The organism is Ensifer canadensis (assembly GCF_017488845.2).
In the GTDB taxonomy this organism is placed as follows: Bacteria; Pseudomonadota; Alphaproteobacteria; order Rhizobiales; family Rhizobiaceae; genus Ensifer; species Ensifer canadensis.
Genome location: NZ_CP083371.1, coordinates 1,668,565 through 1,694,066, shown reverse-complemented (window position 1 = coordinate 1,694,066; position 25,502 = coordinate 1,668,565). Strand labels below are relative to the sequence as shown.

Genomic DNA, 25,502 nt, shown 5'->3' with positions numbered 1-25,502 from the left:
AGTCGGCGGCAACCCGCCGAAGCCTGAGACACGCAGCGACCTGCTGAGATGCGGCGTTGCTCCATGCGGTACTGTAGAGCGGGCACATTTTGTGGGCTGCCGTGGTCAGTTCGCAGCGAAGCAGTAAAAGAGGCCGTCGCCGCCCGTTCCCTTGAAGGCCTCCTGGGTGCAGCCACCGCGGGTCGCATGCGAGGCGTTCCAGGACTTGGCTTCGGCGCTATCGTTGAGGCCGGTTCGGTCGCTGTGGCCGACAATGGCCGCGCCGTCGGTCCCGCCCAGGGTCCAGTTGCCGCAGGTCTCCGGCGCGGCAGTGCCGTCCGCCTTGGAGCCGGTCAGAATGTCGTGCCGGTTCGGCGTGTCGCCGCGGCCGTTGATGACCTCGCCCTTCTCGTTGAGTGCGGTTTGCTTCGTAAGGTTGTTCTTGTCGCTATGCAGAGAGGCGACATCGTCGGCGATCTTTTCGCCCTTGGCATTGTACCAGGGGCCTGCGCCGATACGGTCCTTGGCATTTTCCGCGTCGGTGGAAAGATAGGCCTTCCAGGTCTTGCCGGTCGAGCCGCTCGTCGTGGCCAGCGTGTTGCAATAGGCATCGGCACCGGCAAGACCGCCAAGATTGCCGCCCTTGCCCGGATTTGCACTGGTGACGAAGAAACTCATCGTCGTGTCTTGGGCGTGGGCCCCGACGATAGAGCAGGCCAGAGCGGCCGCGACAAGTACGAGCCTGCGTTTCATGGCGTTTCCTCCCGGTGCTGTTTGAACCGGATGAAGCCTAGGGGCAGCCTGGATCGGAGTAAAATCGAAATCTTGTGAACCGTCCGCCGACAAGCGTCGTCGCGATGTCCATTCGACGTCCCGGCCAAAAGGGGACATTGTTGTCAGTCCACCTTTTCCGTCGGCTCCGGTTGCCGACGCCGAAGAAAATGTGTGAAGGGAAAGGCCGGTTTCGGCGCAGAAAGGCGTTGGCGCCTACAGCGCCGCGCGTCCTACTAGACGCGTAAAGGTCGCTGTAGCACTTTGAATTGCTGCATGTTTCCTTAAATCGAATAGGATTTAAGGAAACCGCAGTAGGTCAAGCCGGGCATTTGCCCGGATGACCGCAGGCAGCCTGTGCAAGAGACAGGCTGGCAAATCGCGGCTCAGTTCAGCCTGAGGTCGATGCCGGGATGGAGCTTCTTGAGATTGGGTAGGGACTTCGACTGCCACGGGATCTCGGAGGTTCCGCGCACGGTCAATTGCACGTTCGGACGGTTGCGCGCCTCGATCGTCAGTTTTGCGAGCAGGTTGATCCCCGACGAGTTCAGGAACTGCAACTCCGTCAGGTCGATCGTCATGCGATCGGGCTCGGCCTCAAGCACGCCCATGGCAAGGGAGAAGATAGGGGCATAGGCTTCCGTACCGGGAAGCCGCATGGTTCCCTCGAAGTGTATGTCATTGCCCTCGGACCAAATGCGGTAGTCCTCGTCCTTGATTTCCATGTTCACCTGCTTGTCAGTTCGAGATATCGGGGACGGGGATCGAGGCATAAGTCTCGAGCGCGATGCCGCCTCCGTCGCCGTTGGGTCCGAAAACCCAAGCGAAACGGACGCCATAATCGCTCATCAGTGTTAATAGACCAAGACCAGATCCACTCTTGCCTGTGCCGATTGCGTTGGCTTCGATGCGTTCGATCAGAAGGTCGCCCGGATCACCCGTCGTGATCTCGGAAAGCAGATCCTGGAAGCGGGCTGCAGTCTCACCATCGACGAAATTCGACACCTTGGCACGGAAGTTGCTGTCGTCGATCGAGGCCTCGACCATGATGCCGCCGGTGGCACGGAACTTGACCGCGTTTTCGACCAGCTCGTTTGTCAGGTAGCCGATATTGTGGCGAACTTCCTTGTAGGCATTGCGCGAGGCGCGGTAGCGCATGGCGATCAGCTCGGCGACGAAATCCGAGGCGATGGCGCAATGTTTCCAGCTCAGATTGAGCTGGCCGTCATACAGGCGCAGTCTCGTCACGCTTTCGTTGGCACCCCTGGTCAGGTCCGCCGGTCCGTACAAAGTCGTCATCTGCTCACCTGTGTCTCATGACCACGAGGGTAATGTCGTCGTGTATTTTCTGCTTGCCGATATGCGCCATCAAGTCTTCGATGATACCTGATTTCGCATCTTCGGCGCTGCGTCCGTAGAACTGCCGCGCACTGTCGCAAAGCCGCTCAATGCCGAACAATTCGCCCGCCGCGTTCTCTGCCTCGGTCACACCATCTGTGTGCAGGATGATCATGTCGCCGCGGGCAAATGCGACCTCGCGCGTGGCGACGAAACGCGAGATATCCGACTCCAGACCGATCGGCAGGCCCAGATCCAGCGTATCGATGCGCTCCACCTCTTTGCTGTTGCGAACAACGATCAGTTCCTCGTGCTGCCCGGAAAGCGTCAGGCGGCCACCTTCATAATCGAGGAATGCGAGGGAAAGGTGCTTGTCGGTGTTGGTGCGCACGATGTTCTTGTAGATCGCCCGGTTCAGGCGGTTCAGGAATTGATTGGGATCCATGTCGCCGGCTTCCTGCAAGGCACGAGCGACAGATTGGACCATCAGCATCAATACGCCGCTTTCAAGGCCGTGGCCGGTCACGTCGCCGATGCCGATCTTCAACCGTGCGCCATCGCGCAGAACATCGTAATAGTCGCCCCCCACTTCGTCGGCGGGACGCATATAGGCGGCAATTTCGAGTTCTGCGATCTCGTCAAGCTCGCCGGCTTTCGGCAGCACCATCATTTGGATTTGCCGGGCGACCGCCAACTCGGCGCCCAGGCGCAGGTTCTCACTGCGCAACTGCTTATTCAGGGCGGAGATCTGCTGATTGGCCTCCTCGATCTGCTTGGTGCGCTCTTCGACGAGATGCTCGAGGTTCTCGGTGTGGAAGCTAATCTCTTCGGCCATCCGGTTGAAGGCCGTGCCGGCTTCGCCCACTTCGTCGCGCGTCGAGATCGGCACGCGGACCGAGTAGTCCTTCGCCTGGATGCGCTTGGCGGCGCCGGCAAGCGCACTGATGCCGGCGGTCACGCGCTTGGAGATGCCGAACACCGCCGCCGTCACGAAGAGCAAAGACGCAAGCAGCGCCAGGATCTGATAGGCGAGAATGCGGTTGGTCGCCTGCGAGATACCTGTCTGGGCGGCAAACAGCGACGCATAGATTTCCCGCTCGGGAACCACGATGCCGAGCGACATCGTCTCCTTGCGAACCGGGCCGGACATCCAGAAATTCTCCGGCAACAGCTGCTTCAGGAGAACGAGATAAGGCACTTTCTCGCCGGCCTCGTCGAGCATGACGCGCTGGATCACGCCGTCCTGCCCGAGCGGTAGTTGCGCAATGGCCTGCTGAGCACTCTTGCGCAGCGAGCGGTCGGCACCGGTCACACCTTGTGTGCCGGTATCGCTTGAGGTCTGCAGCCCGATCGTCTTTTCCCCGGCAGGGTTGATGGCGAGCACATTGCCGTCGGACATTGCCAGGAAGCCAAAACCGCTTTCGGCGACCTTGACGTTCTGCACGACCTCGGCCAGCTGGTCGAGCGTGATGTCGGCGCCGGCGGCGCCTGCCACCGTCTTTCGATCGCGGGACCACAGCGGCTGGAAGAAGCTGACGATGAGCTTGCCGGTGATCGCGTCGGTATAGGGCGCCGTCTGGGTAATATCGCTCGCCACCGGCCGGAGGCTCGGATCCTTCGCCCATTGCTCCCAGGATTCATAGATGCCGGGGAAGAAGAACGTCCAGAATTCAGCCTGATTGTGACCGGGATAAAGCCGATCGAAGGTTTGCGCCTGATCCGTATAGGGCGCGGTCCGGAAAATCGGCCGCTCCTTGGGGCCGATGTAGTACATCTGCAGTTTGGAGCGCCCGCTTTCCAGCAGGCTCGGCGCAACGAGGTCGAGTACCGCGCTGTTCTCAATATCCGCCTGGACGTCAGGAAGCGGATGGTGGTCCGGCCCCAGAAGATATCCCCAGACGCTGATCACAGAGAGCGGGCCGGGCAGGTTCTGAGCCCATCCGCCCTTCTCGTCGTAGACGACGGTGACGGCGCCGGGTGCGCCGCGGGCAAGGGCCTCGCCGATTTGCGATTTGCGCACCGGCCGATCGATCTGCGACTGCAGAACGCCTGCGAGCGTTCCGACATCGGTATGAACCTGGCCAAGAAGCAGGTTGACGCGGGCGGCGGTCGATTCCGCGTAGGAGCGCATATAGTCTTGGTTGGCCTTTTGCAGGCCCTGACCGACTTCCGTCGCGGCATCCCGCGACAGCCTCTGCACGTTCCAAAGGGCAAGGCCGCCGGTCACCATCAGGTCGAACAGCACGGCGCCGCCGACAACGAGCACGAACTTGGCGCGGAAGGATCTCAAGCCGAGGCGGGAGCTTGGGGTACTGGGCTCCTTCATGTCGGCTTGCGTCCCGATGCGACCCAGATCGGCCAGCCGGCATAGCCCTTGGGGTGCAGCGCGGCAAAGATGTGATCCCTGAACCCCTGCCGGAAGCGTTGGATGAACTCCGGCGGATCACCGCGCCGGACAGCCATTTCGCCGGCATAGACGTGTTCCCAGGCGGCGATCACGTCGGCGAAGTCCTGCGGATCGCCGTCGTGATTCGTCACCATGAACGATTCGACCAGGATGTCGTCGAAACCTGCATCGGCAAGGTAACGGCGGCTTTTCGGTCCGAGTTCGACGTCCATTTCAAAATGACTGAACAGTTTGGCAACTTCGTTGTAGGTCCACTGGATGCTTTGAGCGCGGGGCTCGCCGAGGCAATGGGAGTTTTTTTCATTGGTGATGTAGACACGTCCGCCGGGTTTGCAGATCCGGTAGAGCTCCTTCAGGAGCAGCTCCCGTTCGTTGAAAATCTGCAGCGAATGCCGGCAACTCACGAAGTCGAACTGGTTGTCCTCGAGCAGCATTTCTGATGCATCGCCGTAGGTGTACTCGATATCGGTGATGCCGAAGTTGGTCGCCACTTCGCGTGCATAGGCAAGACTGGCCTTGGAGTGGTCGAGGGCGACGATCCTTGCCGGCTGGAATTCCTTCTGGACGAGAACAGCAAAGTCGCCGATGCCGCAGCAGACGTCGGCCATGGCAATGCCGGGCCGCAGCCCGTGCCGAGGCAGGATCGAACGCTCGTGCCGCCAGGTCATCTTCGTCTGGGTTCTCAGGATCGGGATGAAGCTGGTGTCTTCGACGAAGCTCTGTCCGGGATAGAACGTCGAATCGTACACCTCGACTGTAATCTGCGGCTCGATCTCGTTGAGATGGCCGAACATTCTGGTGGCCCAGCCGACGACGCTCGACGTTACGATCACCACGCGCAAGTCGGCGCGGGCACGGCAGGCGTCGAGGGCAACCCGCACGAAGGCATGGAATGCGGTGTTATTCATCTGGATCAGGCGTTTCACGTCGACGTAGAGTACGCCGCGCACGCCGTCGATCGCCTGCTTGAGCATTGCGATGCTATCGGCGATCTCGTCGACCGACCGCGGCCGGATGACGCCGGCGAGCGAAAACACCTGGCTGTTGGCGTCGAACGCCGCCTTGAAACTGGGAGAAAGGCCCGCGACGCTCAACTCACCAGCCCTTCCAGCGGCAGGTCGACGATCAGCGTGACAGCGTGCAATGTGCTTTCCTCAATGCGGATGCTCGCGTCGAAATTGATGGCGAGATCAAGTAGGATGGACTCGCGACTGGGCGCCATGTCGGTCGATATGGAATCGAGATAGCGGGCATGTGCATCGCTGCGATCAACCTTCGACACCGCCTCGCGGTAGAACGGGACCTGTTCGGCTGGGCATGGGAACGTGATTTGAACCCGCTCGATCGGGCCATGTCGGTAGATCGCCAGACCGATGTGACCGCTGGCGGCGCCGCTGCGGAACGAAACTTCAAGCAGTTCGTTGAGCGCCGACGAGAAGAAGTTCGAATGCCTTACCGGATCGGTCCTGTTGTGGCTGATCATCCGGGCCAGATAGCTGGAGAGATGGTCGCAATGCTGCCACTCCGAGAGAAATGTTCCCATCTCCATTTCGAACTGGAGCAGGGGCTCAAAAATCGCTTCAGCTGGAACACTGTTACCGACGTCCATGCTTGCTTCGTCCTCCATCTGCGGAACTTTTCTACGGCCCGCAGGCACTTCTAGGCTGATTTATCAGGCACGCAAACCGGTGAGCGGCCAGGCGGCCCTTGCGCCGGTGGCCGACCCGACAGCATAGCCCCTCGCCGTGTTATGATATTTCCATCGTCGACGATTGGCGCAAGTAACTGTCGATTGTATTGGGCGGCATCGGAACACCAAGGAAATACCCCTGCAATCGATCGCAGCCTTCGTGGTCCAGCCATAGGGCCTGCGCCCGCGTTTCGACGCCTTCCGCGGTCACTGACATTCCCAGCCCGTGCGCGAGCGCGATTATCGAACGCACGATCACCTGGCTCTTCTCGTCGTTCTCCAGATCCTTGATGAAATAGCGGTCGATCTTGATCGTGTCGAACGGGAAGTTCTTGAGATAACTCAGCGATGAATAGTAGGTACCGAAATCGTCGAGCGAGATCTGAATGCCGAGGACGTTCAGCGTATTGAGTGTGTCGAGATTGTTGGTCGTCTTCTCAAGCAGAACCGATTCGGTCACTTCGAGTTCGAGCCGGTCCGCCCGCAATCCGACCATATCCAGCGTCTGCGACACGCGATCAGTGAAGCCGTCGTGCAGGAACTGCGCCGGAGACAGGTTGACGGCTACGGTAAAATGCGAGGGCCATTTGGTTGCTTCGCGGCAGGCCTGCTCAAGCACCCACTGGCCGATATCGCTCATCAGCCCATCGGCTTCGGCCATCGGCACGAAGACATTGGGCGGAATGATGCCCACCAAAGGATGACGCCACCGCACCAACGCCTCGAATCCGACAATGGTGAAAGGCGGCTTCACCAGAGGCTGATACTCGAGGGAGAACTGGTTTTCCTGAAGCGCGGTGCGCAGGCTTCGGCGCAGCATTTCCCGTTGTTCCAGCACGATCAGCATCGAACGGCTGAAGGTTTTGGCGCGGCCGCGGCCCTCCTTTTTGGCCGCATAAAGGGCGATGTCGGCGGCCTTCATCAACTGTTCGCCCTCGTTGCCATCGGGCGGGGCAACGGCGATGCCAATGCTCGCACCCACGAACGCCGAAATGCCGTCGACCGTGAAAGGCTCCTTGAAGGCGTTGACCACAGCATTGGCCAGCCGCTCGGCTTCCATAGGCTGATCGGCGTCGCGCTGAATGATCGCGAATTCGTCTCCGGCAAGCCGGTAGGCGACCTCCCCGTCGCGCAGAACGCTGCGGATGCGTTCGGCTGCCATCCTCAGTACCGCATCGCCGGCACCGTGTCCGAGCGTATCGTTGATCGGTTTGAAGTCGTCGAGGTCGATCTGCATCAGCGCCGGCTTCTTTTCATGAACCGCCGGCAATACGCTTCGCAGATCATCGCTGAACTGACGCCGGTTGGGCAAACCAGTCAGGGCATCGTGCGTCGCCTGGTGAAGCAGCAGCGCACGCTCGTTTTCGCCCTGGCTCGCGGCTTCCCGCCGGACCGATGCCCCGTCCGTCTCGATGACGCCGATGCCATGTCCGGCGCGAAAGACGAGCAGTGTCCGCCGTGATCGTTTGGGCGCATCGATGATTTCGATGCTGCGTGGAACGCCGTTGGCAAGAACGGATTCTGCCATTGCCTTCGAGGCCGGCTCCAACAATTCGGGGTAGACGTGCCAGAGCGTTGCATCGACCAGTTCAGCCACCTCGTAGCTTCGCTGAAGCGCGACCGAGGCCCCGACGAGATGAAGAGCCTCGTCATAAAGCGAGATGACCTCATCAGTATTGCCAAGGACGGTATCGTCCACGGAAGACGCAGCAGACAACGTCGAGTCAGTACCTGACATTCTAGCCTTTCCCTTTCCGTCGCGGTTTTGACTGGACCGCCTGTGACCATCGATATGATCGAGACGCCGTGCTCGAAATACATGGTCGTACTATTTCAGTCGACCCTTATGCATAGCTATCGCGAAAAGTGTCGCGGTCAATGCTGCTCGCCTATGGTGCGGCTGGACACCGAAGCTCCGAGCGTCGAACCGGGTGTACAAGCACAAGAATCTTCTCTGTTCGGTTGCAATTCTGTAGCTCTTTCTATCACTTGCGGACGACGCAGGCAATTTTCGTTCGACTCAATAAGCATAGCGATATCTAGCGATCTGAAGGCTTTGCTCATCGGTCGTGGTTAAAATAGGGTTATCTTGCCAACAGCGCGGATCGTCAGCATTAACCATTTTTGGTTTGACCGGCAGGACGTTCGCATGGCTTTGCGCATCACGCAAACGCCTGGCAGTTCACGCGTTCGATCGGTTTCCAAGCAATACAGTGTAACGCTCCCACCAATGGCATAACCTCAGGTTATGCGGCTCTGCAATTTTTGTCGTCTGCCGACCAGACGTCGAATCGTTATGGTGATCCACAAGAAAAGAACGGGAACGACTGTCGTTCGCCCCGCGGCGCACGACAAACATCAAAATACATTCAGCGAACAGGACGCGGCCTGCCCGGCGCAGAGTCGATCCGTGCCTGCAGTGGAGCGAAATCGTCATGGATGGCGCTGTCTTGCACTTGGGGAGTGGCAAACCGACAATGACTGAAGACGATGCTCTGGCCGCCAAAAGGATGCCTTCCGCAAAAGGCCGGGCGCGAAAGCCGCTTATCAAGCTCGACAAGTTGAGCAAACACTACGGCAATCACACGGTGCTCGACGGCATTGACCTTGAGGTGATGCCCGGAGAGGTGCTGGCGATCATCGGCCCGAGCGGCTCCGGCAAGAGCACGCTGCTGCGCTGCATCAACTATCTCGAGCCGCCGGATGGCGGCCATGTCACTATCGGCGACATCTCGCTCAACGCGGCCGCACCCGCCGGGCGATCGGAACTTTCGACCCTGCGCCGCAGCGTCGGCATGGTCTTCCAGTCCTTCAACCTCTTTCCGCATATGACGGTGTTGCGAAATGTCAGCCTGGCGCAGGAGCGCGTGCTCGGACGCAGCCGCAGAAACGCCGACGACCGGTCGATGCAATTGCTGAAGCGTGTCGGCCTGGCCGACAAGGCGCAACAGTATCCCGGCCGCTGTTCCGGCGGCCAGCAGCAGCGCATCGCCATTGCGAGAGCGCTCGCACTCGACCCTGAAGTGATGCTGTTCGACGAGCCGACCTCTGCGCTCGATCCCGAACTCGGCCTCGAAGTCCTCGCTGTCATGCGGGAACTGGCAGAAACCGGCATGACGATGATCGTTGTCACTCACGAAATGAGCTTTGCCGAGAATGTTTCCGACACGGTGATGATCATGGCCGATGGCAAGATCATCGAGAAGGGGCCGTCGGCAGACGTCATGCGCAATCCGCAGCAGGAGCGCACCAAGCGCTTCCTTCGGGCGGTGCACGACCGATGAGCACGGCCGACGTCTTCGCCATATTGCGCGGGCTCCCCTGGACGGTCGCCCTGACGCTCGGCGCGTTCTTGGCCGGCGCCGTGCTTGGGATGCCGCTGGTGGCGGCCAGGCAGAGCCGCATCCTGCCGCTGCGGATCGTGGCGATGGTGCTCATCCAGATCGTGCGCGGCATTCCGCCGATCCTCTGGCTGTTCATCATCTTCTTCGGCCTGGGAATGAGCGTCTTCCCGATCAGCCCGTTCAACGCGGCGCTGGCCGGGCTCGGCTTGATCGCGGCTGCCAACATGGCGGAAATCTACCGCGGCGCGCTGGCCTCGATACACTTCGGCCAATGGGAGGCGTCGTCGGCGCTGAACCTTGGCCGCTGGTCCACGCTGACCGACGTCGTCGCCCCGCAGGCCTTCCGCGTCGCTCTGCCTTCGGCGGCGAGCTACCTGATCGGCCTGATGAAAGAGACGGCCGTGGCTTCGACCATTGGCGTCAGCGAACTTGCCTTCCAGGGCAACCAGCTGTCGCAACTGACATTCCGCGGTCTCGAAGTCTTCGCTCTGGTCGGCATGTTCTACATCCTTTTGAGCCTGCCGGTCGCCTGGCTGTCGCGCGTCGCCGACAGCTATCTGCAAGCAAAGGTGGCCCGCTGATGTTGCCGAGCTACGAAGAACTCTCCGCCTGGCTCCCCGATCTCCTGTCGGGTCTGTCGATCAGCCTGCAGGTCACGGTGCTCAGCCTCTTGATCGGCATTCCGTTCGGGCTGCTGCTTGCACTTGGCGTGCTCGCCAAGAGCCGGTTGACAAAGATACTGGCTCTGTTCCTGGTCGAGGTCGGCCGCGGCGCGCCGGCGCTGGTGCTGCTGCAGTTCATCTATTTCGGCCTGCCGACATCGGGCCTGACGCTCGGGTCCTTCACCGCGGCCGTCATCGCGCTTGCCTGGAACACCGGCGCCTATACCAGCGAGATCATTCGCGCCAGCCTGCAGTCGATCCCGCATGGCCAGCGCGAGGCGGCCGTCGCAATTGGTCTCAATCGACTGGATGCCTTGCGCTACGTCCTGCTGCCGCAGGGCTTGCGCGTCGCGCTTCCGGCGCTGCTCGCCTTCTCGATCCTGATCTTCCAGGGCACGTCGCTGTGCTTCACCATCGCGCTGCCGGAACTCGTCAGCCGCGCCTATGAAATCGGCTCGAACACCTTCCGTTATTTCCCGGCGCTGCTAGCCGCCGGCGTTCTCTACGCCTCGATCTCCATCCCCGCCGCTCTCCTCGTCAGTCATGTCGAAAAGCGCGCCGGCTCCTACGCGCAACGCTGAACCAACACCACGAAAGGGCATTCAGGCATGACCACATTTGCGACCAAAACCCGCCTTCTGCTGACCGGCATCGCCGGCCTCCTCGTATCGAGCCAGGTGGCGCTTGCGCAGGATTGCACACCGAAACACACCTTCGCCACCATCGAAGAGGGTACGCTCACGGTTGCCGTCACAACCTATGTGCCGCATTCCTACCTGGACGACAGCGGCAACATGAAGGGCATCGACGGCGATATCGCTGCGGAATTTGCCAAGCGCGAATGCCTGAAGGTGAAGGCGGTCGCCGTCGATCCGGCCGCCGCCATCCAGTACGTGCTTTCGGGTCAGGCCGATATCGCCACCGGCGACTGGTACCGCACGGCCGAGCGCGCCAAGGTCATGAACCTCTCGGCGCCGCTCTACACCGATCAGATGGCAATCTATTCCAAGAACGGCTTCGCGGATGTCGGCGACCTTGAAGACAAACAGGTCGGCACAGTGCAGGGCTATCTCTGGGTCACCGACCTGAAGACCATGCTCGGTTCCAAGCTGAGGCTCTATCCGAATTCGGTCAACATGCAGCAGGACCTGTTCTCCGGCCGCATCGACGTGGCGGTGGACGGCTATTCGACCGGCGTCGTCGCTGAAAAGAACGGTGCGTTCAAGGACGTCAAGGTCAAGGTCGCTGCCTCCGACGACCGGGTGAGGGCGACCAAGGAAGCCGCACAGGCCGCGTTCCCTTATTCCTTCAACGCCAAGGAACTGGGTGTCGCGCTGGATGCCGGGATCGAGGCGATGCATGCGGATGGCACCATCGTCGGCATCCTGAAATCCTACGGCCTTGACGGTACGGCGGCCGAGACCGGCGCGCCGCGCCTGGTCCAGTAATATAGTTGCCAGCCGCAACAGGTTGCGGGAGCCGCTAGGCTCCCGTCCCCCCTCCCGGCAGGTATGCCGGTTAGCGAACAATTTGATATCGGAGACAAGACGATGACTGTCTACACAGTCACGCGGAAGACGCAGTCGTGGTACGGGGAGCAGATCGGCATCCTCATCCTCGATGCTGCGTACCCCTGCGTGCCCGGCAATGTCGGCAACGCCACCACCTATGACTTTCCGGTCCGCTTCCAGGAGGTGCGCGGCGCCTCGATCGACCGGCTGCTCAACCAGCGCGATCCCGCACTTCGCGACGTCTTCATCGAAGCGGCCGTCGAATTGCAGAACCGCGGCGTCAAGGCGATCACCGGCGCCTGTGGTTTCATGGCCTATTTCCAGGAAGAGGTTGCAGCCGCGGTCGATATTCCGGTGTTTCTGTCGAGCCTGATGCAGATCCCGTTCATGCATGCGGCCGCCGGCGGCAGCGTCGGCATCATCACGGCCAATGCTAGCCGACTGACGCCGCGCCACTTCGAGGCGAGCAACGTGCCAGGGCATATCCCTCTTGCGATTGCCGGCATGGAAGGGCAGACGGAATTCCGCGAAGCCATTCTTGAGGAGAAAGGCACGCTCGACAGCGCTCAGATCGAGCGGGAAGTGACCGAGGTTGCCCGCAAACTCGTCGAGGATAACCCGGATGTTCGCTCCATTCTGCTCGAATGCAGCGATCTGCCGCCCTATGCTCATGCGGTGCAGACGGCGACCGGTCGACCGGTCTTCGACTTCATAACCATGATCAACCACGTTCAGCAAAGCGTCGCCCGCCGGAGCCACCACGGCCACATGTGATCGGCGCCAGCGGCAAACACGTGCGATAAACCAGGAACCACTGATGTCCATGGACCACTATTACCTTCTCGGGCGCTCGGGCTTGCGGGTCAGCCGGCTCGCGCTCGGAACGATGACCTTCGGCAATGGCGGCATTCGGGGTATCGGCGGTTCGTGGGGATCGGACGAGGATGCCGCGCGCGCGATCTTCAACCGTTACCTCGAGATCGGCGGTAACTTCATCGACACGGCCGATTCTTACGCGGCTGGCGTCAGCGAGGAACTGATCGGCAAGTTCGTCGCCGAGGCGGGCATACGCGACCGGGTGGTGATTTCCACCAAGTTTTCCAACAACGTCGAGCCCGGCAATCCGAATGCCGGCGGCAACGGCCGCAAGAACCTGATGCGCGCCGTCGACGCCTCATTGCGGCGGCTGAAAACGGACTACATCGACCTCTATCTGCTGCATACCTGGGACAGGATCACGCCGGCCGAAGAGGTCATGCGGACATTCGACGATCTCGTGCGCGCCGGGAAAATCCGCTATGCCGGGCTTTCCGACGTGCCGGGCTGGTATGCGGCACGCGCCCAGACCTGGGCGGAGGCGCATGCGCTGACGCCACCGATCTGCCTGCAGCTACCGTATTCGCTGGCCGAACGCAGCATCGAGAACGAATTCGTGCCGCTCGCCCAGACGCTTGGCCTCGGCATCACCGCCTGGAGTCCACTCGCCATGGGCTTGCTCTCCGGCAAATACCGGGCCGGCCAGCAGGCCGCAGGGCGGCTTTCGCTCGACGCCTCCGGCAGCGGGCTCGGGCTCTTTACCGAACGCAATAGGCGCATTGTCGCTGCGCTCGAAGCGGTTGCCGGCGAGGTCGGCCGCAGCATGGCGCAAATCGCCCTGAACTGGGTGGTGACGCAGCCCGGCGTCGGTGCTGCCATCATCGGCGCAAGCCGGATCGAGCAGCTCGACGACAATCTGGCTGCACTGGATTTTTCGATTCCCGCCGAGTTGCGCCAGCAGTTGCAGGCAGCAAGCGCGGTTGACCCCGTCTACCCCTATTCGCTGTTTGCCGACGATTACCAGGCCGGCATTCTCAATGCAGGCGTCGCAGTCGGCGACAAGCCGCGCGGGTATTACAGCGAGACCTTTCTGCCCAGGGTCACCGACTACGTCTTTGGCCAGTCGAAATCCAAGAGCTGAGCCGCAACGGCGCGCCATTCCGGCCACCGTTATCACGAAAGGAAAGAGGCATGACCGTGATGCCCGCAAACCTGACATCAACAGGCACCGCTGCCTCATTCGTCCTGACGCTCGCCTGCGACGACCAGCCCGGCATCGTTGCCGCGGTGACGACCGAGCTTGCGGCGATCGGCGGCAACATCGTCGAAAGCAATCAGTTCCGCGACGTCGAGACCAACTGCTTCTTCATGCGCATTGCCTTTACCGGTCCGTTGGGCATGTCGCGAGACGGTGTCGAGCGGGCGCTGAAACCGGCGATCGATCGCTTCGGCATGAGGGCCACGGTTGCCGACGCGACACGGCGGCCGAAGATCATCGTGATGGTCTCGAGGTTCGATCATGCGATGCTGCATCTGCTCTACCAGATCCGCGTCGGCTGGCTGAATGCCGAGGTGGTCGCCATCGTCTCCAATCATGACGACAGCGCAAGGACCTCCGAGCTCGGAGGTATCCCCTATCACCACTGGAAAGTGACGAAGGACAACAAGGCCGAACAGGAGCAGCGGCTGATCGACCTGGCGCGTGAGACGGAAGCCGACCTCGTTATCCTCGCCCGCTACATGCAGGTGCTCTCCGATAATCTGTCGAACCGGCTCTATGGCAGGATCATCAATATCCACCACTCGTTCCTGCCGTCCTTCAAGGGCGCCAAGCCCTATCACCAGGCCCATGCGCGCGGCGTCAAGCTGATCGGGGCGACCGCGCATTATGTCACGCCCGACCTCGACGAGGGCCCGATCATCGAGCAGGAGACGGAGCGGGTCAGCCATTCGATGAGTGCCGAGGATTTTGTCGCCACCGGCCGCGATATCGAAAGCCGGGTTCTCGCCCGGGCGGTGAAGATGCACCTGGAAAACCGCGTCATGCTCAACGGCCACAGGACGGTGGTCTTTACACAGTGATGGCGGCGTTATCATTGTCATGATTGATGGAAGTTGCGGGAAAAGACGAGCGACACCCCCGCACGAAGGACCTGAACGATGCTGAATGATCCCCGCTCCCATGGGCTTTGGGAAAAGACCGCCCCGCCGCCGCCGGTCACCGGCCCGCTTGCCGCTGACGCATTCGCCGATGTGGTCGTCGTCGGCGGCGGCTTCACCGGCATTTCGGCTGCCCTGCATCTGGCGGAAGCCGGCCGCAGCGTCATCCTGCTCGAGGGGGCGGAGATCGGCTTTGGCGGTGCGGGCCGAAATGTCGGTCTGATCAATGCCGGCATGTGGGTGATGCCTGACGATCTACCAGGCGAGCTCGGCGATGTGCATGGAGAGCGGCTGCTGGATCTGCTCGGCAACGGGCCGCGCGTCGTGATCGACCTGATCGACAAGCACGCGATCGCCTGCGAACTCGAACGCAACGGCACGCTGCACTGTGCCGTCGGCGATGCCGGCCTGAGGGAGATCAAGGACCGTGCGTCGCAATGGCAAAAGCGCGGCGCGCCGGTCGAACTTCTCGATGCGGCCGAGACCGCCGCAAGGATCGGCACGACCGCCTATGCCGGCGCCCTGCTCGACAGACGGGCGGGCACCTTGCAGCCGCTCGCCTATGTGCGCGGCCTGGCGCATGCGGCCCAGCGCGCCGGCGTTGTCCTGCACACTTCGAGCCGGGTCGTCTCGACGGAGCGGATCGGCAGTGGCTGGAAGGTGGTGACCGACAGGGCGTCCGTGACGGCGGACTGGATCATCGTCGCGACTGATGCCTATAGCACCGGCCCATGGGAACGGGTGCGGACCGAGCAGGTGTATCTGCCCTATTTCAATCTTGCGACGCGGCCGCTCGCACCCGACTTGCTCTCGAGTATTCTGCCCAACCGCGAAGGCGTTTGGGACACCAAGGAAATCCTTTCGTCCTTCCGCATGGACAAGGCGGGCAGGCTGGTGTTCGGCAGCGTCGGTGCCTTGCGCAACGGCGGTGCGGCCGTCCACAAGGCCTGGGCCCGCCGCTCGCTTGCCCGGCTTTTCCCGCAATTGGGCAAGGTCGATTTCGAGTGCGAATGGTACGGCCAGATCGGCATGACCACCAATGCATTGCCACGGTTCCACCGCTTCGCGCCGAATGTCGTCGGCTTTTCCGGCTATAACGGTCGTGGGATCGCGCCGGGAACGGTGTTCGGCCGGGTGCTGGCGCGTCACATCCTGGGCGAGATCACCGAGGCGGAGCTGCCGCTGCCGCTCAGCGACCCGAGCGATCCGCCGATGCGGCGTCTGAAGGAAGTCTATTACGAGGCAGGAGCCCAGGTCGCCCACTTCGTCGGCGAGCGGTTCTAACCAACCTCGTCGGCGAAAATGTCGGCGTCGGCATTCTGCTCCATCAGCCAGTCGCGAAAGATCTCGGTGCCCCGCTTCGGCGGGCGCTGGGAAGGCATGACGATATGGATGCTCTGGCCAGAGTGATAGCTCGCCCGGATCGGGCAGACGAGCTTGCCCGCCTTCAGGTGGTCGTGCACCAGATGCTTCCAGCCGAGCGCGACGCCTTGCCCGTGCACGGCTGCCTCGATCGAATTGAGTGCATCGGTGAAGACGAAATCCTGCGTCAGCTTGGCGGCCGAGACTTCATTGCGCTCGAGATATTCCCGCCAACCGACGCGTGAGCGATGTCGCTCCTCGAAATGCAGCAGCGTGTGGTTGAGCAGGTCGGCTGGGGTTTCGATCGGCCCATGCTCTCTCAGATAGGCGGGGCTGCACACCGGCCAGACTTCCTCGGTGACGAAATGCCAGGCGTGAATACCCGGCCATTTGCCGGTCCCGAGCCGGGCAGAAAGATCGATATCCTCCTCCAAGAGGTCCTGGTCGTCGCGGCTGCTTTCGGCAATGCGCAAGGCGATATCAGGATGCTGCGCCTTGAAGGCCTTCAGCCTGGGAAGAAGCCACAATTGCACGAAGGATGCGGAGAACGAGACGCGCACGATATCACGCGAGTGCTTTTGCCTCAGCGACGAGATCACCATGTGCAGATGGTCGAACGCTTCCTGGGTTTCCTTGTAGAGCCGTTTGCCCTCGGCCGTCAGTTCCAGCCGGGCGTGTTCGCGGCGGAAGAGTTTCAGGCCGGTCGCCTCTTCCAGGAGTCGGATCGTCTTGCTGACGGCCGGCTGGCTGACATTCAGCTCTTCCGCAGCACCGGTAAAGCTCTGCCGCCGGGCGGCGGCCTCAAAGACGAAGAGATAGTTGGCGGAGGGGACGAGCGAGCGGAGTCTATGCATAAACTGAGGTTATGCCCCCGGACAATTTTTAGCAAGATTACAAGCGTGCCAGCCGTTTGTAAGTTGCTGAAAATTCCACATAAGGGAACCTCTTTATGCAAACTCATGCACGGGCTGTGGTCATCGGTGGCGGTTGCGTCGGCGCAGCCATTCTCTACGGTCTGACGAAGCGCGGCTGGACCGATGTCGCGCTGCTCGAACGCACGCAGCTGACAGCCGGCTCGACCTGGCACGCCGCCGGCCTCATTCCGTCCTATGCCCGCAGCATCAATATCGGCCGCATGATCGCCAAGACCATCGAGATCTACGAGGGCCTCGAAGCCGAAACCGGCCAGCATGTCGGTTGGCACAAATGCGGCCAGTTGCGCATCGCCAATACCCGCGACCGTTTCGACGAGTACAAGAGCTACATGAGCGTTGCCGAGGTTCAGGGCATTCGCGCCGAACTCGTCTCACCGGCGAAAGCCCGCGAACTCTGGCCGCTGCTTGAGAACAACAAGGAGATGCTCGGCGCGCTCTATCATCCTGATGACGGTCACATCGCGCCGGCCGACGTCACCCAGGCGATGGCCAAGGGCGCGCGCGATCGCGGCGCCAAGATCTATCTCAACACGGAGGTGCGCGGCTTCGAGCGCATGCCGAGCGGCGAATGGAAGATCAAGACCAACCAGGGCGAGATCATCTGCGAACATATCATTTCGGCGACGGGCAACTATGCGCGCCAGACCGGCGCGATGCTCGGACTCGAAATCCCAGCGATCCCGATCGTCCACCAATACTGGATCACCGATGCCGTCCCTGAAGTGATCGAGCGCAAGCGCCAGGGCCTGCCGGAGATGCCGATCCTGCGCGACGAGGGGTTCGAGGGCTACCTGCGCGAGGAGGGCGACGGCCTGATGTTCGGTCCCTACGAGAAGACAGAGCATCTGAAGCTGTTTGCCGAAAACGGCGTGCCGGAATGGTTCGGCGCCGACCTGCTGGAAGAGGATTTCGATTCGGTCGCCTGGAACTGGGAGCGGGCAATGGACCTCGTGCCGGCGCTCGGTCGCGTCGGCATCAAGGCCAATGTCCGCGGTCCCTTCCAAATGACTGCCGACGAACTGCCGCTGGTGGGGCCGGCCTGGGGGCTCGACAATGTCTGGATCGCCGAAGGCGTGCCCGGCGGCATCCTCTGGGGTGGCGCGATCGGTTACTATCTCTCCGAGCGTATCGTCGAAGGCGGCAACAGCCTCGATACCTCCGAGCTCGACCCGCGCCGCTTCGGCGACTACGCCAACAAGAATTGGACGCGCGAAAAGGTGCGCGAAGCCTGGGGCACCCATGCCGAACAGCACTATCCCGGTCAGGACATGCCGGCCGCCCGGCCGCAGAAGACTGCACCGTCCTATGATCGGTTGACCGAGAAGGGCGCCGTCTGGAGTGTACTCAACGGCTGGGAAATGCCGAACTGGTTCGCGCCTGAGGGCGTAGAAGCCAAGGATCAGTACAGCTGGCGCTGGACCGAGAAGGGCAAATATGTCGGCGAGGAGGTTCACGCCGTCAGAAATGCCGTCGGCCTCGTCGAAATGACGCCGATGACGAAGTTCGAAGTGAGTGGCCCCGGCGCCGAAGCCTGGCTTGACGGCATCCTTGCCAACCGTTTGCCGACGACCGGCCGCGTCAACCTCAGCCATCATCTGACCCCGAAGGGTGGTGTCCAGGCGGAATATGTCGTCGCCCGGCTGAAAGACGGCTCGTTCTACGTGATTTCGACGCCGCGAGCCGAGCGCTGGAATTTCGACGATCTGTCGAAGCTTCTGCCTAGGGATGGCAGCGTCCAGCTTCGCAATGTCACCAACGATCGCGGCTGCTTCACCATCGTTGGCCCGAAGGCGCGCGACGTGCTGCAATCGCTGACCGAGATCGATCTCTCCAACGAGGCGTTCCCATGGTTCGGGGTGCAATCGGGCACGGTGGGGCTCGCCAGCGACGTCCGCCTGCTGCGCGTCAACTACGAGGGCGAACTCGGCTGGGAACTCTATCATCCGCTCTGCTACCAGCGACACCTGCTCGATGCGCTGCTAGCCGCCGGTAAGGCCCATGGCCTGAGGCTGATCGGACTGCAGGCGCTGGAATCGCTGCGTCTCGAAAAGTCCTACCGGGCGATGTATCGCGACATGAACCCGGAACTCAGCGCCTGGGAAAGCAGCCTCGATCGCTTCGTGCGCCTCGACAAGGGCGAGTTCATCGGCCGCGACGCTCTGGCAAAGGCAAAGGAAGAGGGCATTGCCCGTCGTTCCTTCACCATCGCGATCGACACCGATGGCGCAAGCTCGCTGATTTATGAGGGCGTCTACCACCAGGGCAAGCTGGTCGGGCGCATCACCTCGGGCGGTTATGCCTACACGCTCGGCCACGACGTCGCCTTCGCATTACTGCCGGTCGAGCTTGGCGTTCCGGGGACGGAGCTCGAAGTCCCGATCCTCGGCGAGCGGCGCAAGGCCCGCGTCATCGCGGAATCGCCCTATGATCCCGAAGCTAAGCGCGGGCGGATGTAACCACCGTCAGCAGACAACGAAAATTGCCGGAAAGGGTTGGCCATGAAAATACTTGTGACGGTTAAGCGGGTGGTTGACTACAACGTCAAGATCCGGGTGAAGGCTGACGGCTCGGGTGTCGAGCTTGCCAACGTGAAGATGTCGATGAACCCGTTCGACGAGATCTCGGTGGAAGAGGCGCTGCGGCTGAAGGAAGCCGGCAAGGCCGACGAGGTCGTGGTCGTCTCGGTCGGTCCGGCCAAGGCCGAGGAAACGCTGCGGACGGCGCTCGCCATGGGCGCCGATCGGGCGATCCTGGTCGAGACCGACGACCAGGTCGAGCCGCTCACTGTTGCCAAGATCGTCAAGGGTGTGGCCGAGGCCGAACAGCCGGGGCTGATCATCGTCGGCAAGCAGGCGATCGATGATGACTCGAACCAGACCGGCCAGATGCTGTCGGCGCTCTTGGGCTGGGCCCAGGGCACCTTTGCCTCCAAGGTCGAGATCGGTGACGGCAAGGCAACGGTGACGCGTGAAGTCGACGGCGGCCTGCAGACGATCGACATCAAGCTGCCGGCGGTGGTGACCACCGACCTGCGCCTGAACGAGCCGCGTTATGCCTCGCTTCCCAACATCATGAAGGCGAAGAAGAAGCCGCTCGACAAAAAGACCCCTGCCGACTTCGGTGTCGACACGACCGCGCGGCTGAAGGTGCTGAAGACCGAGGAGCCGGAAGGCCGCAAGGCCGGCATCAAGGTCAAGTCGGTGGCCGAACTGGTCGAAAAGCTCAAGACCGAAGCCGGCGTGCTCTAGTTCATGCTTCCGCAAAGTGGGAACCGGTTTGCGGACAAACGCATGAACCACGTCAGAACCGTTGAGCTCCGATCGCCAAGGGATCGTTGAGCTCGAACCGAAAGGGAGAACAAAACCATGGCTATTCTGCTTCTGGCTGACCACGACGGCAGCCACCTTTCCGACCAGACGGCAAAGGCGCTGACGGCGGCCGCCAAAATTGGCGGCGACGTGCATGTGCTGGTGGCCGGTGCCGGTGCCAAGGCGGCTGCCGACCAGGCCGCCAAGCTTTCCGGCGTTGCCAAGGTGCTGGTGGCCGAGGATGCAAGCCTTGCCAACAATCTGGCCGAACCCTTGGCGGCGCTGATCGTTTCGCTGTCGGGCAATTACGACACCATCCTTGCTGCTGCTACTTCGGTCGGCAAGAACGTCCTGCCGCGGGTTGCAGCGCTTCTCGATGTCGCCCAGGTTTCGGAAATCACCGAGGTGGTTTCCGCCGATACCTTCAAGCGTCCGATCTATGCCGGCAACGCCATCCAGACGGTGCAGACGACGGAAGCGAAAAAGGTGATCACCGTGCGCACCGCCTCGTTCGCCTCGGCCGCCGAGGGTGGTTCAGCTTCGGTCGAGACGATCGCGGCTGCGGCCAATCCCGGTCTGTCGAGCTTCGTTGCCGACGCGCTGTCGTCGTCGGATCGTCCGGAGCTGACCTCGGCCAAGATCATCATCTCGGGCGGCCGTGCACTCGGCTCGTCGGAAAAATTCAAGGAAGTGATCCTGCCGGTTGCCGACAAGCTCGGCGCTGCCGTCGGTGCATCGCGCGCGGCAGTCGACGCCGGTTATGCCCCGAACGACTGGCAGGTCGGCCAGACCGGCAAGGTGGTTGCCCCAGATCTCTACATTGCCTGCGGCATCTCCGGTGCGATCCAGCATCTGGCCGGCATGAAGGACTCGAAGGTCATCGTCGCCATCAACAAGGACGAGGAGGCGCCGATCTTCCAGGTTGCCGACTACGGCCTCGTCGCCGACCTGTTCGAAGCCCTGCCGGAGATGGAACGGGCATCCTGATGAGACTTCAGAGACGACGGCTGAACGTTGACGTTCAGCCGTCGATCCTGATCGTGCGTGCGCCGACATGCAGCGCCCGACCGGCGCCAAAACCCATGATCGCCGCGCCGAGGCCGAGCGTCACGAACAGGATCGCGGCTGCGTCGAAGCTGCCGGTCCAGTCGCGGATCAGGCCGACGAGCAACGGGCCGATGGCGGCGAGCACATAGCCGACGCCTTGTGCCATGCCCGAGAGATGGGCGGCGACATGGGAATCGGGCGAGCGCAAGACGATGAGCGTCATCGCCACAGCGATCAGCCCGCCCTGGCCGAAGCCCTGGAGAATGGCCCAGAAGATCACCGTCGACGGCGGCGCGAACAGAATGCCGAGGAGCGCGATCACTGCGGCTGCGATCAGCGCGACATTGATGCCACGCTGGTCCTTGCGCCTGATGGCAAAGGAGGGAACCAGCAGGCAGGTGACGACCTGGGTCATGATCGAGACCGAAACGATGACGCCTGCCGTTGCCGGGTCGAAGCCGCGCTCCCTGAGAATGGGGGCGAGCCAGCCGAAGATGCAGTAGGCCAGAGCCGACTGCAGCCCCATGAACAGCGTTACCTGCCAGGCCAGCCGGTCGCGCCAAAGGCCGACGACACGAAAGCCGGTGTGTCTGACCTGCGCCTTGCTGCCAAGCGCCTGCGGCATCCAGATCAACAGCACGATGAAGGCGGGAAGCGCCCAGATGGCGAGTGCACCGGACCACGAGCCGGTAACACCGTGTTCGAGCGGCAGGGTCAGGCCGGCGGCACCGGCCGCGCCGGCGCAGAGCGCCATTGTATAAAGCCCGGTCATGATCGCCGCCTTGTCGGCAAAGTCGCGCTTGACGAGGCCCGGGAGCAGCACGTTGCCGATGGCGATCGCCGCCCCGGCGGCGAATGTCGACAGGAAGAGCACCGGTACGGGGCCGAAACCGCGCAGCACTGTCCCGAGCGCGAGCAGAGCCAAGGCGCCAAGCAGGGTGCGTTCGGCACCGAAGCGCTGTGCCAGCTTTGGTGCCAGCGGCGCAAACAGGCCGAGGCAGAGCACCGGCAGCGTCGTCAGCAGGCTGGCGCCGGCAGTCGTTAAGCCGGTATCGCGCATCACCTCCGGCAGCAACACCGAGAGGCTGGAAAACAGCGGTCGCAGGTTGAAGGCGATCAGCACGAGGCTGGCGCCGAGGACGAAACGCGCCGCTCCCCGCGGCAACACCGGCGGCTGAGGCTCGGGTACGCTGTCGGCTTCGGCGTCGATGAGCTGGTCTTCGAGACCGTTGATGGCTGCGACCTGATGGGCCGAGGAATTGGGATCACGGAAAGTCTGGTTCATTGCGAAAGAAGCCTGTCGAGTTCGCGAAGCACCGGCGCCATGAAGGCGCGAACGGCGGACGCGGCGCGGTCCGGATCGCCGGTGGCGATCGCCGCGACGATCGCCGCATGGGCCTGTTCGTCGGGTTCCGGCACGTCGCCCTTCAGCGTCGAGTGAATGGTTTCGAGGATCGATGAGGTGAAGAAATCGTAGAGCCCGACGATGGCGCGGTTGCCGGAGGCTTCGACGATGGATTTGTGAAAGGCGATGTCGCGATGGCCGAAGGCCTCGTAGCCGCCATCGGCAACTGTGCCGCGAGCCTTCAGCAGCCGGGTCATGCGTTCGAGGTCGGCGGGTGTATGGCGGATCGCCGCAAGCCTTGCCGCCTCGACATCGAGGGCGGCGCGCGCCTCCCATTGGTCGCGCAGACCGGCGCGTTTGACACGGTCGAGCGCGCCTGCCGGATCGACCGTCGAGCGCACATAGGTGCCGGAGCCCTGGCGGGTGTCGAGCAGACCCTGCGAGACCAGCACACGCACGGCCTCGCGCACCGTGCCCCGGCTGACGGACAACAGCTCGGTCAATAGAGTTTCGTTCGGGATGCGGTCGCCGACGCCCCAGCGGCCGCTGACGATCTCGGCGCGCAGGCTTTCGGCCGCACTGTCGGCCAGATTGGTTCGATTGACGGGCTGCATGATAAACTCATCAAGTCATCAGATGACCTAACGAATACGTCTGAGTTTAGTCGCTGTCAATTGGTTGTGGTGGAATCGGGGCGACATCGGCCGAATGCGCGGCGACGCAGGTCGGTGGAGGGCTGTTGTCGGGCGACCGCGCATCTCCGCGAGGTGGGGCTGTCGCGTTCCATCGGGAGTCGACAGAACAAAGCGATAAAATACTTCCTTCGACTAAATCCTCGACGGAAGCCGATCAATGATCGGTGGTCTGGCCGTCGGTGATGCTGAGCAACGTCTTTTCCATATCCGGCTCGTCGCCGGAGCAGACGCACAGCATTTCCGCGTCGCCTTCGCCGACCGAGAGATAAGCGTGGCCCATCGTCGAGTCGATATAGACGCTTTCGCCGGCTTTCAGTCGCACCGGCGCATATTGATCCGTATGCAGCTCGATCTCGCCCTTGAGCACGATCAGGAATTCTTCGCCGGCATGAGGGGTCAGCGGACCGAACTCTGCAAGCGTGCGCGCGCGGGCATGGGCGAGGATCGGCACCATGCGTTTCCTCACCAGATCGGTTGCAAGGTAGTGGTAGTCGTAATTGCGGGTCAGCTGCCGCAGCGTCGTCGTGGCCGAGGTTACCGAGCGGCGCGTGCGGGCGGCGGGCTGCTTGCTGTCGCCACTGAGCAATTCGGTGACATGCACGCCGAGGCCGGCGCAGATCTGCAGCAGCTTGTCATAGGTCAGCGACATCTGGTCGTTCTCCACCTTGGACAAGGTCGAGACGGCAACGCCGGTCAGGTGGCTGACGTCCTGAAGGGTCCAGCCGTGATGTTTCCTCAGGTTCCGCAGGCAATCGCCGAGGTTTGGCTGTTCCGACATGGTTCTCTCCGGCAAACGAGATCTACCTAGCTAGTTCAACTCTGGCCGCCTCGCAACAAGCGCCAAGAATTTTCCGATACGCTAAATATTGACCGTATCGGAAAATGAATTTACCAATGGCTATGCGCTCAGGATCCTCTTCTCCCAAAGTGATTGTCATTGGCGGCGGTATCGCCGGCCTGTCGGTTGCGGCTGCCGTCCAAGAATGGGCATCGGTCGTCCTCATCGAGCGGGAGGCGCATCTCGGCTATCACGCAAGCGGCCGCTCGGCGGCGCTTTTTGCCGAGACCTACGGCAACACGGTGGTCAGAGCGCTCTCCATTGCCAGCCGGCCGGCCATCGTCGATGGCGGCTTTGCCGAGCATGTGCGCGGCGCCTTGCATTTCGGTGGGTGCGACGACGATGCGATGGTCGATGAACTGGCGCAGAAGTACCAGGCGCTCGTGCCCAGCGTCCGGCGGCTTTCGGCAGACGAAGTCAGCGTGCTTATTCCCGTCATTCGTGCCGATACCACGTGCGGCGGCGTCTACGAGCCCGGCGCTCTCGATATCGACACCGGCAAGATGGTCCATGCCGCGGCCGCCGCTCTGAAGGCGCTTGGCGGGACTGTCATTTCGGGCGAGGAAGTGCTGCAGATCTCCCGTATTTCCGGCCGCTTTCAAGTGGTGACTTCGGCCGGCTCCTACGAAGGCGATATGGTCGTCAACGCGGCGGGCGCCTGGGTCGATGTGATCGCCGAGCGGGCAGGGCTGCCGGGGCTCGGGTTCTCGCCCAAACGGCGCACCGCCTTCATGTTCGACCCGCCCGCGGGGCTCGACGCGCGCACATGGCCGCTCGCCGTCGATCTGCATGAGCGTTTCTATTTCAAGCCGGATGCCGGAAAGCTGATCGGCTCGCTGGCGGATGAAACGGATTCACCGCCCTGCGACGCCTATCCCGAAGATATTGACGTCGCCATCGCGGTCGACCGGATCGAGCAGGCGACCGAACTTCGCATCGGCCGCCCGCAAAGGCCATGGGCCGGATTGCGCACCTTCTCGCCGGACCGCACGCCTGTCGTCGGCTTCGATCCGCGCCTGCCGGGCTTCTTCTGGCTCGGCGGCCAGGGCGGTTATGGTTTCCAGGTGTCGCTGACCCTGGCGCGGATCGCCTCGGCGCTGCTGCGCGATGCCGCGATGCCTGCGGATGTCGCCTCCCTCGGCGTCGAGTTCGGTGCGCTGGCACCCGTCCGATTTATGGCGGCGGCGCACACCCCGTCGCTTTCCCCGGCCGGCCCATGACCGGATAGACCATCAAGATCGAAACGTCGTCGATGCGGTTAGGAGAACCCCGCGACGACGTCAACACAAAGGCA

Annotated in this window: 23 protein-coding genes; 12 read left to right on the top strand and 11 right to left on the bottom strand. The window is 62.2% G+C overall.

All coding sequences use genetic code 11. The annotated features are described in order from the left end of the window. Positions 1–105 precede the first annotated feature (105 nt). The 7 genes from J3R84_RS27475 to J3R84_RS27445 all read right to left on the bottom strand — a co-directional run bounded on the left by J3R84_RS27475 (position 106) and on the right by J3R84_RS27445 (position 7,923). A complete protein-coding gene (locus J3R84_RS27475; protein ID WP_025428302.1) occupies positions 106–732 on the bottom strand; it encodes a DUF1554 domain-containing protein in 627 nt (208 codons plus the stop codon). Between the two features lie 404 nt (positions 733–1,136). After that, on the bottom strand, positions 1,137–1,475 hold the full coding sequence (locus tag J3R84_RS27470) for a slr1659 superfamily regulator (RefSeq protein WP_025428303.1): 339 nt from the start codon (positions 1,473–1,475) through the stop codon (positions 1,137–1,139). Between the two features lie 13 nt (positions 1,476–1,488). Then, positions 1,489–2,049 carry a slr1658 superfamily regulator gene (locus J3R84_RS27465; RefSeq protein ID WP_025428304.1) on the bottom strand — a complete coding sequence of 187 codons (561 nt, stop codon included), beginning with the start codon at positions 2,047–2,049 and terminating at the stop codon, positions 1,489–1,491. A 4-nt stretch (positions 2,050–2,053) separates the two neighbouring features. Beyond that, complete coding sequence (locus tag J3R84_RS27460; protein WP_203529025.1) at positions 2,054–4,414, bottom strand: SpoIIE family protein phosphatase; 2,361 nt, start codon at positions 4,412–4,414, stop codon at positions 2,054–2,056. Beyond that, positions 4,411–5,589: a class I SAM-dependent methyltransferase gene (locus J3R84_RS27455; RefSeq protein ID WP_025428306.1), complete on the bottom strand. Its 1,179-nt coding sequence runs from the start codon at positions 5,587–5,589 to the stop codon at positions 4,411–4,413. The genes J3R84_RS27460 and J3R84_RS27455 overlap by 4 nt, the downstream gene beginning before the upstream one ends. After that, complete coding sequence (locus tag J3R84_RS27450; protein WP_225906434.1) at positions 5,586–6,122, bottom strand: ubiquinone biosynthesis methyltransferase UbiE; 537 nt, start codon at positions 6,120–6,122, stop codon at positions 5,586–5,588. Before J3R84_RS27450 ends, J3R84_RS27455 begins: the two co-directional genes overlap by 4 nt. Before the next feature lie 121 nt (positions 6,123–6,243). Beyond that, the gene (locus tag J3R84_RS27445) at positions 6,244–7,923 is read right to left on the bottom strand and encodes a putative bifunctional diguanylate cyclase/phosphodiesterase (RefSeq protein WP_025428308.1); all 1,680 of its coding nucleotides are present in this window, start codon (positions 7,921–7,923) and stop codon (positions 6,244–6,246) included. 772 nt (positions 7,924–8,695) lie between these two features. Between J3R84_RS27445 and J3R84_RS27440 the strand changes: the two genes are divergently transcribed. From J3R84_RS27440 to J3R84_RS27405, 8 genes are all read left to right on the top strand, one after another. Beyond that, on the top strand, positions 8,696–9,469 hold the full coding sequence (locus J3R84_RS27440) for an amino acid ABC transporter ATP-binding protein (RefSeq protein WP_025428309.1): 774 nt from the start codon (positions 8,696–8,698) through the stop codon (positions 9,467–9,469). Continuing rightward, a complete protein-coding gene (locus J3R84_RS27435) occupies positions 9,466–10,110 on the top strand; it encodes an amino acid ABC transporter permease (RefSeq protein ID WP_025428310.1) in 645 nt (214 codons plus the stop codon). Before J3R84_RS27440 ends, J3R84_RS27435 begins: the two co-directional genes overlap by 4 nt. Continuing rightward, positions 10,110–10,772, top strand: coding sequence for an amino acid ABC transporter permease (locus J3R84_RS27430; protein ID WP_025428311.1), 663 nt, complete (start codon positions 10,110–10,112; stop codon positions 10,770–10,772). The genes J3R84_RS27435 and J3R84_RS27430 overlap by 1 nt, the downstream gene beginning before the upstream one ends. A 27-nt stretch (positions 10,773–10,799) precedes the next feature. Beyond that, positions 10,800–11,639, top strand: a complete 840-nt coding sequence (locus J3R84_RS27425) for an ABC transporter substrate-binding protein (protein WP_203529027.1) — start codon at positions 10,800–10,802, stop codon at positions 11,637–11,639. Between the two features lie 102 nt (positions 11,640–11,741). Continuing rightward, positions 11,742–12,476 (top strand): aspartate/glutamate racemase family protein, encoded by a 735-nt coding sequence (locus J3R84_RS27420; RefSeq protein ID WP_025428313.1) that lies wholly within the window; start codon positions 11,742–11,744, stop codon positions 12,474–12,476. Positions 12,477–12,519: 43 nt separating this feature from the next. Further along, complete coding sequence (locus J3R84_RS27415) at positions 12,520–13,659, top strand: aldo/keto reductase (RefSeq protein ID WP_057207344.1); 1,140 nt, start codon at positions 12,520–12,522, stop codon at positions 13,657–13,659. Between the two features lie 50 nt (positions 13,660–13,709). After that, positions 13,710–14,600, top strand: coding sequence for a formyltetrahydrofolate deformylase (gene purU, locus J3R84_RS27410; protein ID WP_225906435.1), 891 nt, complete (start codon positions 13,710–13,712; stop codon positions 14,598–14,600). A 78-nt stretch (positions 14,601–14,678) separates the two neighbouring features. Beyond that, positions 14,679–15,962: an NAD(P)/FAD-dependent oxidoreductase gene (locus J3R84_RS27405; RefSeq protein ID WP_025428316.1), complete on the top strand. Its 1,284-nt coding sequence runs from the start codon at positions 14,679–14,681 to the stop codon at positions 15,960–15,962. On the opposite strand, the gene J3R84_RS27400 is transcribed toward J3R84_RS27405, so the two are convergent. Beyond that, positions 15,959–16,894, bottom strand: coding sequence for a LysR substrate-binding domain-containing protein (locus tag J3R84_RS27400; protein ID WP_057207341.1), 936 nt, complete (start codon positions 16,892–16,894; stop codon positions 15,959–15,961). The two genes, J3R84_RS27405 and J3R84_RS27400, sit on opposite strands and share 4 nt — an antisense overlap. 95 nt (positions 16,895–16,989) lie before the next feature. Here J3R84_RS27400 and J3R84_RS27395 point away from each other — a divergent pair, with 95 nt between their 5' ends. The 3 genes from J3R84_RS27395 to J3R84_RS27385 all read left to right on the top strand — a co-directional run bounded on the left by J3R84_RS27395 (position 16,990) and on the right by J3R84_RS27385 (position 21,270). Beyond that, positions 16,990–19,431, top strand: a complete 2,442-nt coding sequence (locus J3R84_RS27395; protein WP_203529029.1) for a GcvT family protein — start codon at positions 16,990–16,992, stop codon at positions 19,429–19,431. Positions 19,432–19,473: 42 nt separating this feature from the next. Continuing rightward, positions 19,474–20,223, top strand: coding sequence for an electron transfer flavoprotein subunit beta/FixA family protein (locus J3R84_RS27390; protein WP_025430629.1), 750 nt, complete (start codon positions 19,474–19,476; stop codon positions 20,221–20,223). A gap of 117 nt (positions 20,224–20,340) precedes the next feature. After that, positions 20,341–21,270: an electron transfer flavoprotein subunit alpha/FixB family protein gene (locus J3R84_RS27385; RefSeq protein WP_107027644.1), complete on the top strand. Its 930-nt coding sequence runs from the start codon at positions 20,341–20,343 to the stop codon at positions 21,268–21,270. A gap of 34 nt (positions 21,271–21,304) precedes the next feature. Here the strand turns inward: J3R84_RS27385 and J3R84_RS27380 are convergent, their stop codons facing one another. The 3 genes from J3R84_RS27380 to J3R84_RS27370 all read right to left on the bottom strand — a co-directional run bounded on the left by J3R84_RS27380 (position 21,305) and on the right by J3R84_RS27370 (position 24,148). Beyond that, entirely contained in the window at positions 21,305–22,615 is a 1,311-nt protein-coding gene (locus J3R84_RS27380) for a CynX/NimT family MFS transporter (RefSeq protein ID WP_025428321.1), read from the bottom strand. Beyond that, the gene (locus tag J3R84_RS27375; RefSeq protein WP_025428322.1) at positions 22,612–23,289 is read right to left on the bottom strand and encodes a FadR/GntR family transcriptional regulator; all 678 of its coding nucleotides are present in this window, start codon (positions 23,287–23,289) and stop codon (positions 22,612–22,614) included. Before J3R84_RS27375 ends, J3R84_RS27380 begins: the two co-directional genes overlap by 4 nt. A gap of 235 nt (positions 23,290–23,524) precedes the next feature. Next, a complete protein-coding gene (locus J3R84_RS27370; RefSeq protein ID WP_025428323.1) occupies positions 23,525–24,148 on the bottom strand; it encodes a helix-turn-helix domain-containing protein in 624 nt (207 codons plus the stop codon). 116 nt (positions 24,149–24,264) lie between these two features. On the opposite strand from J3R84_RS27370, the gene J3R84_RS27365 reads away from it, so the two are divergent. Further along, positions 24,265–25,428, top strand: coding sequence for an NAD(P)/FAD-dependent oxidoreductase (locus J3R84_RS27365; RefSeq protein ID WP_225906400.1), 1,164 nt, complete (start codon positions 24,265–24,267; stop codon positions 25,426–25,428). Positions 25,429–25,502: the final 74 nt, after the last annotated feature.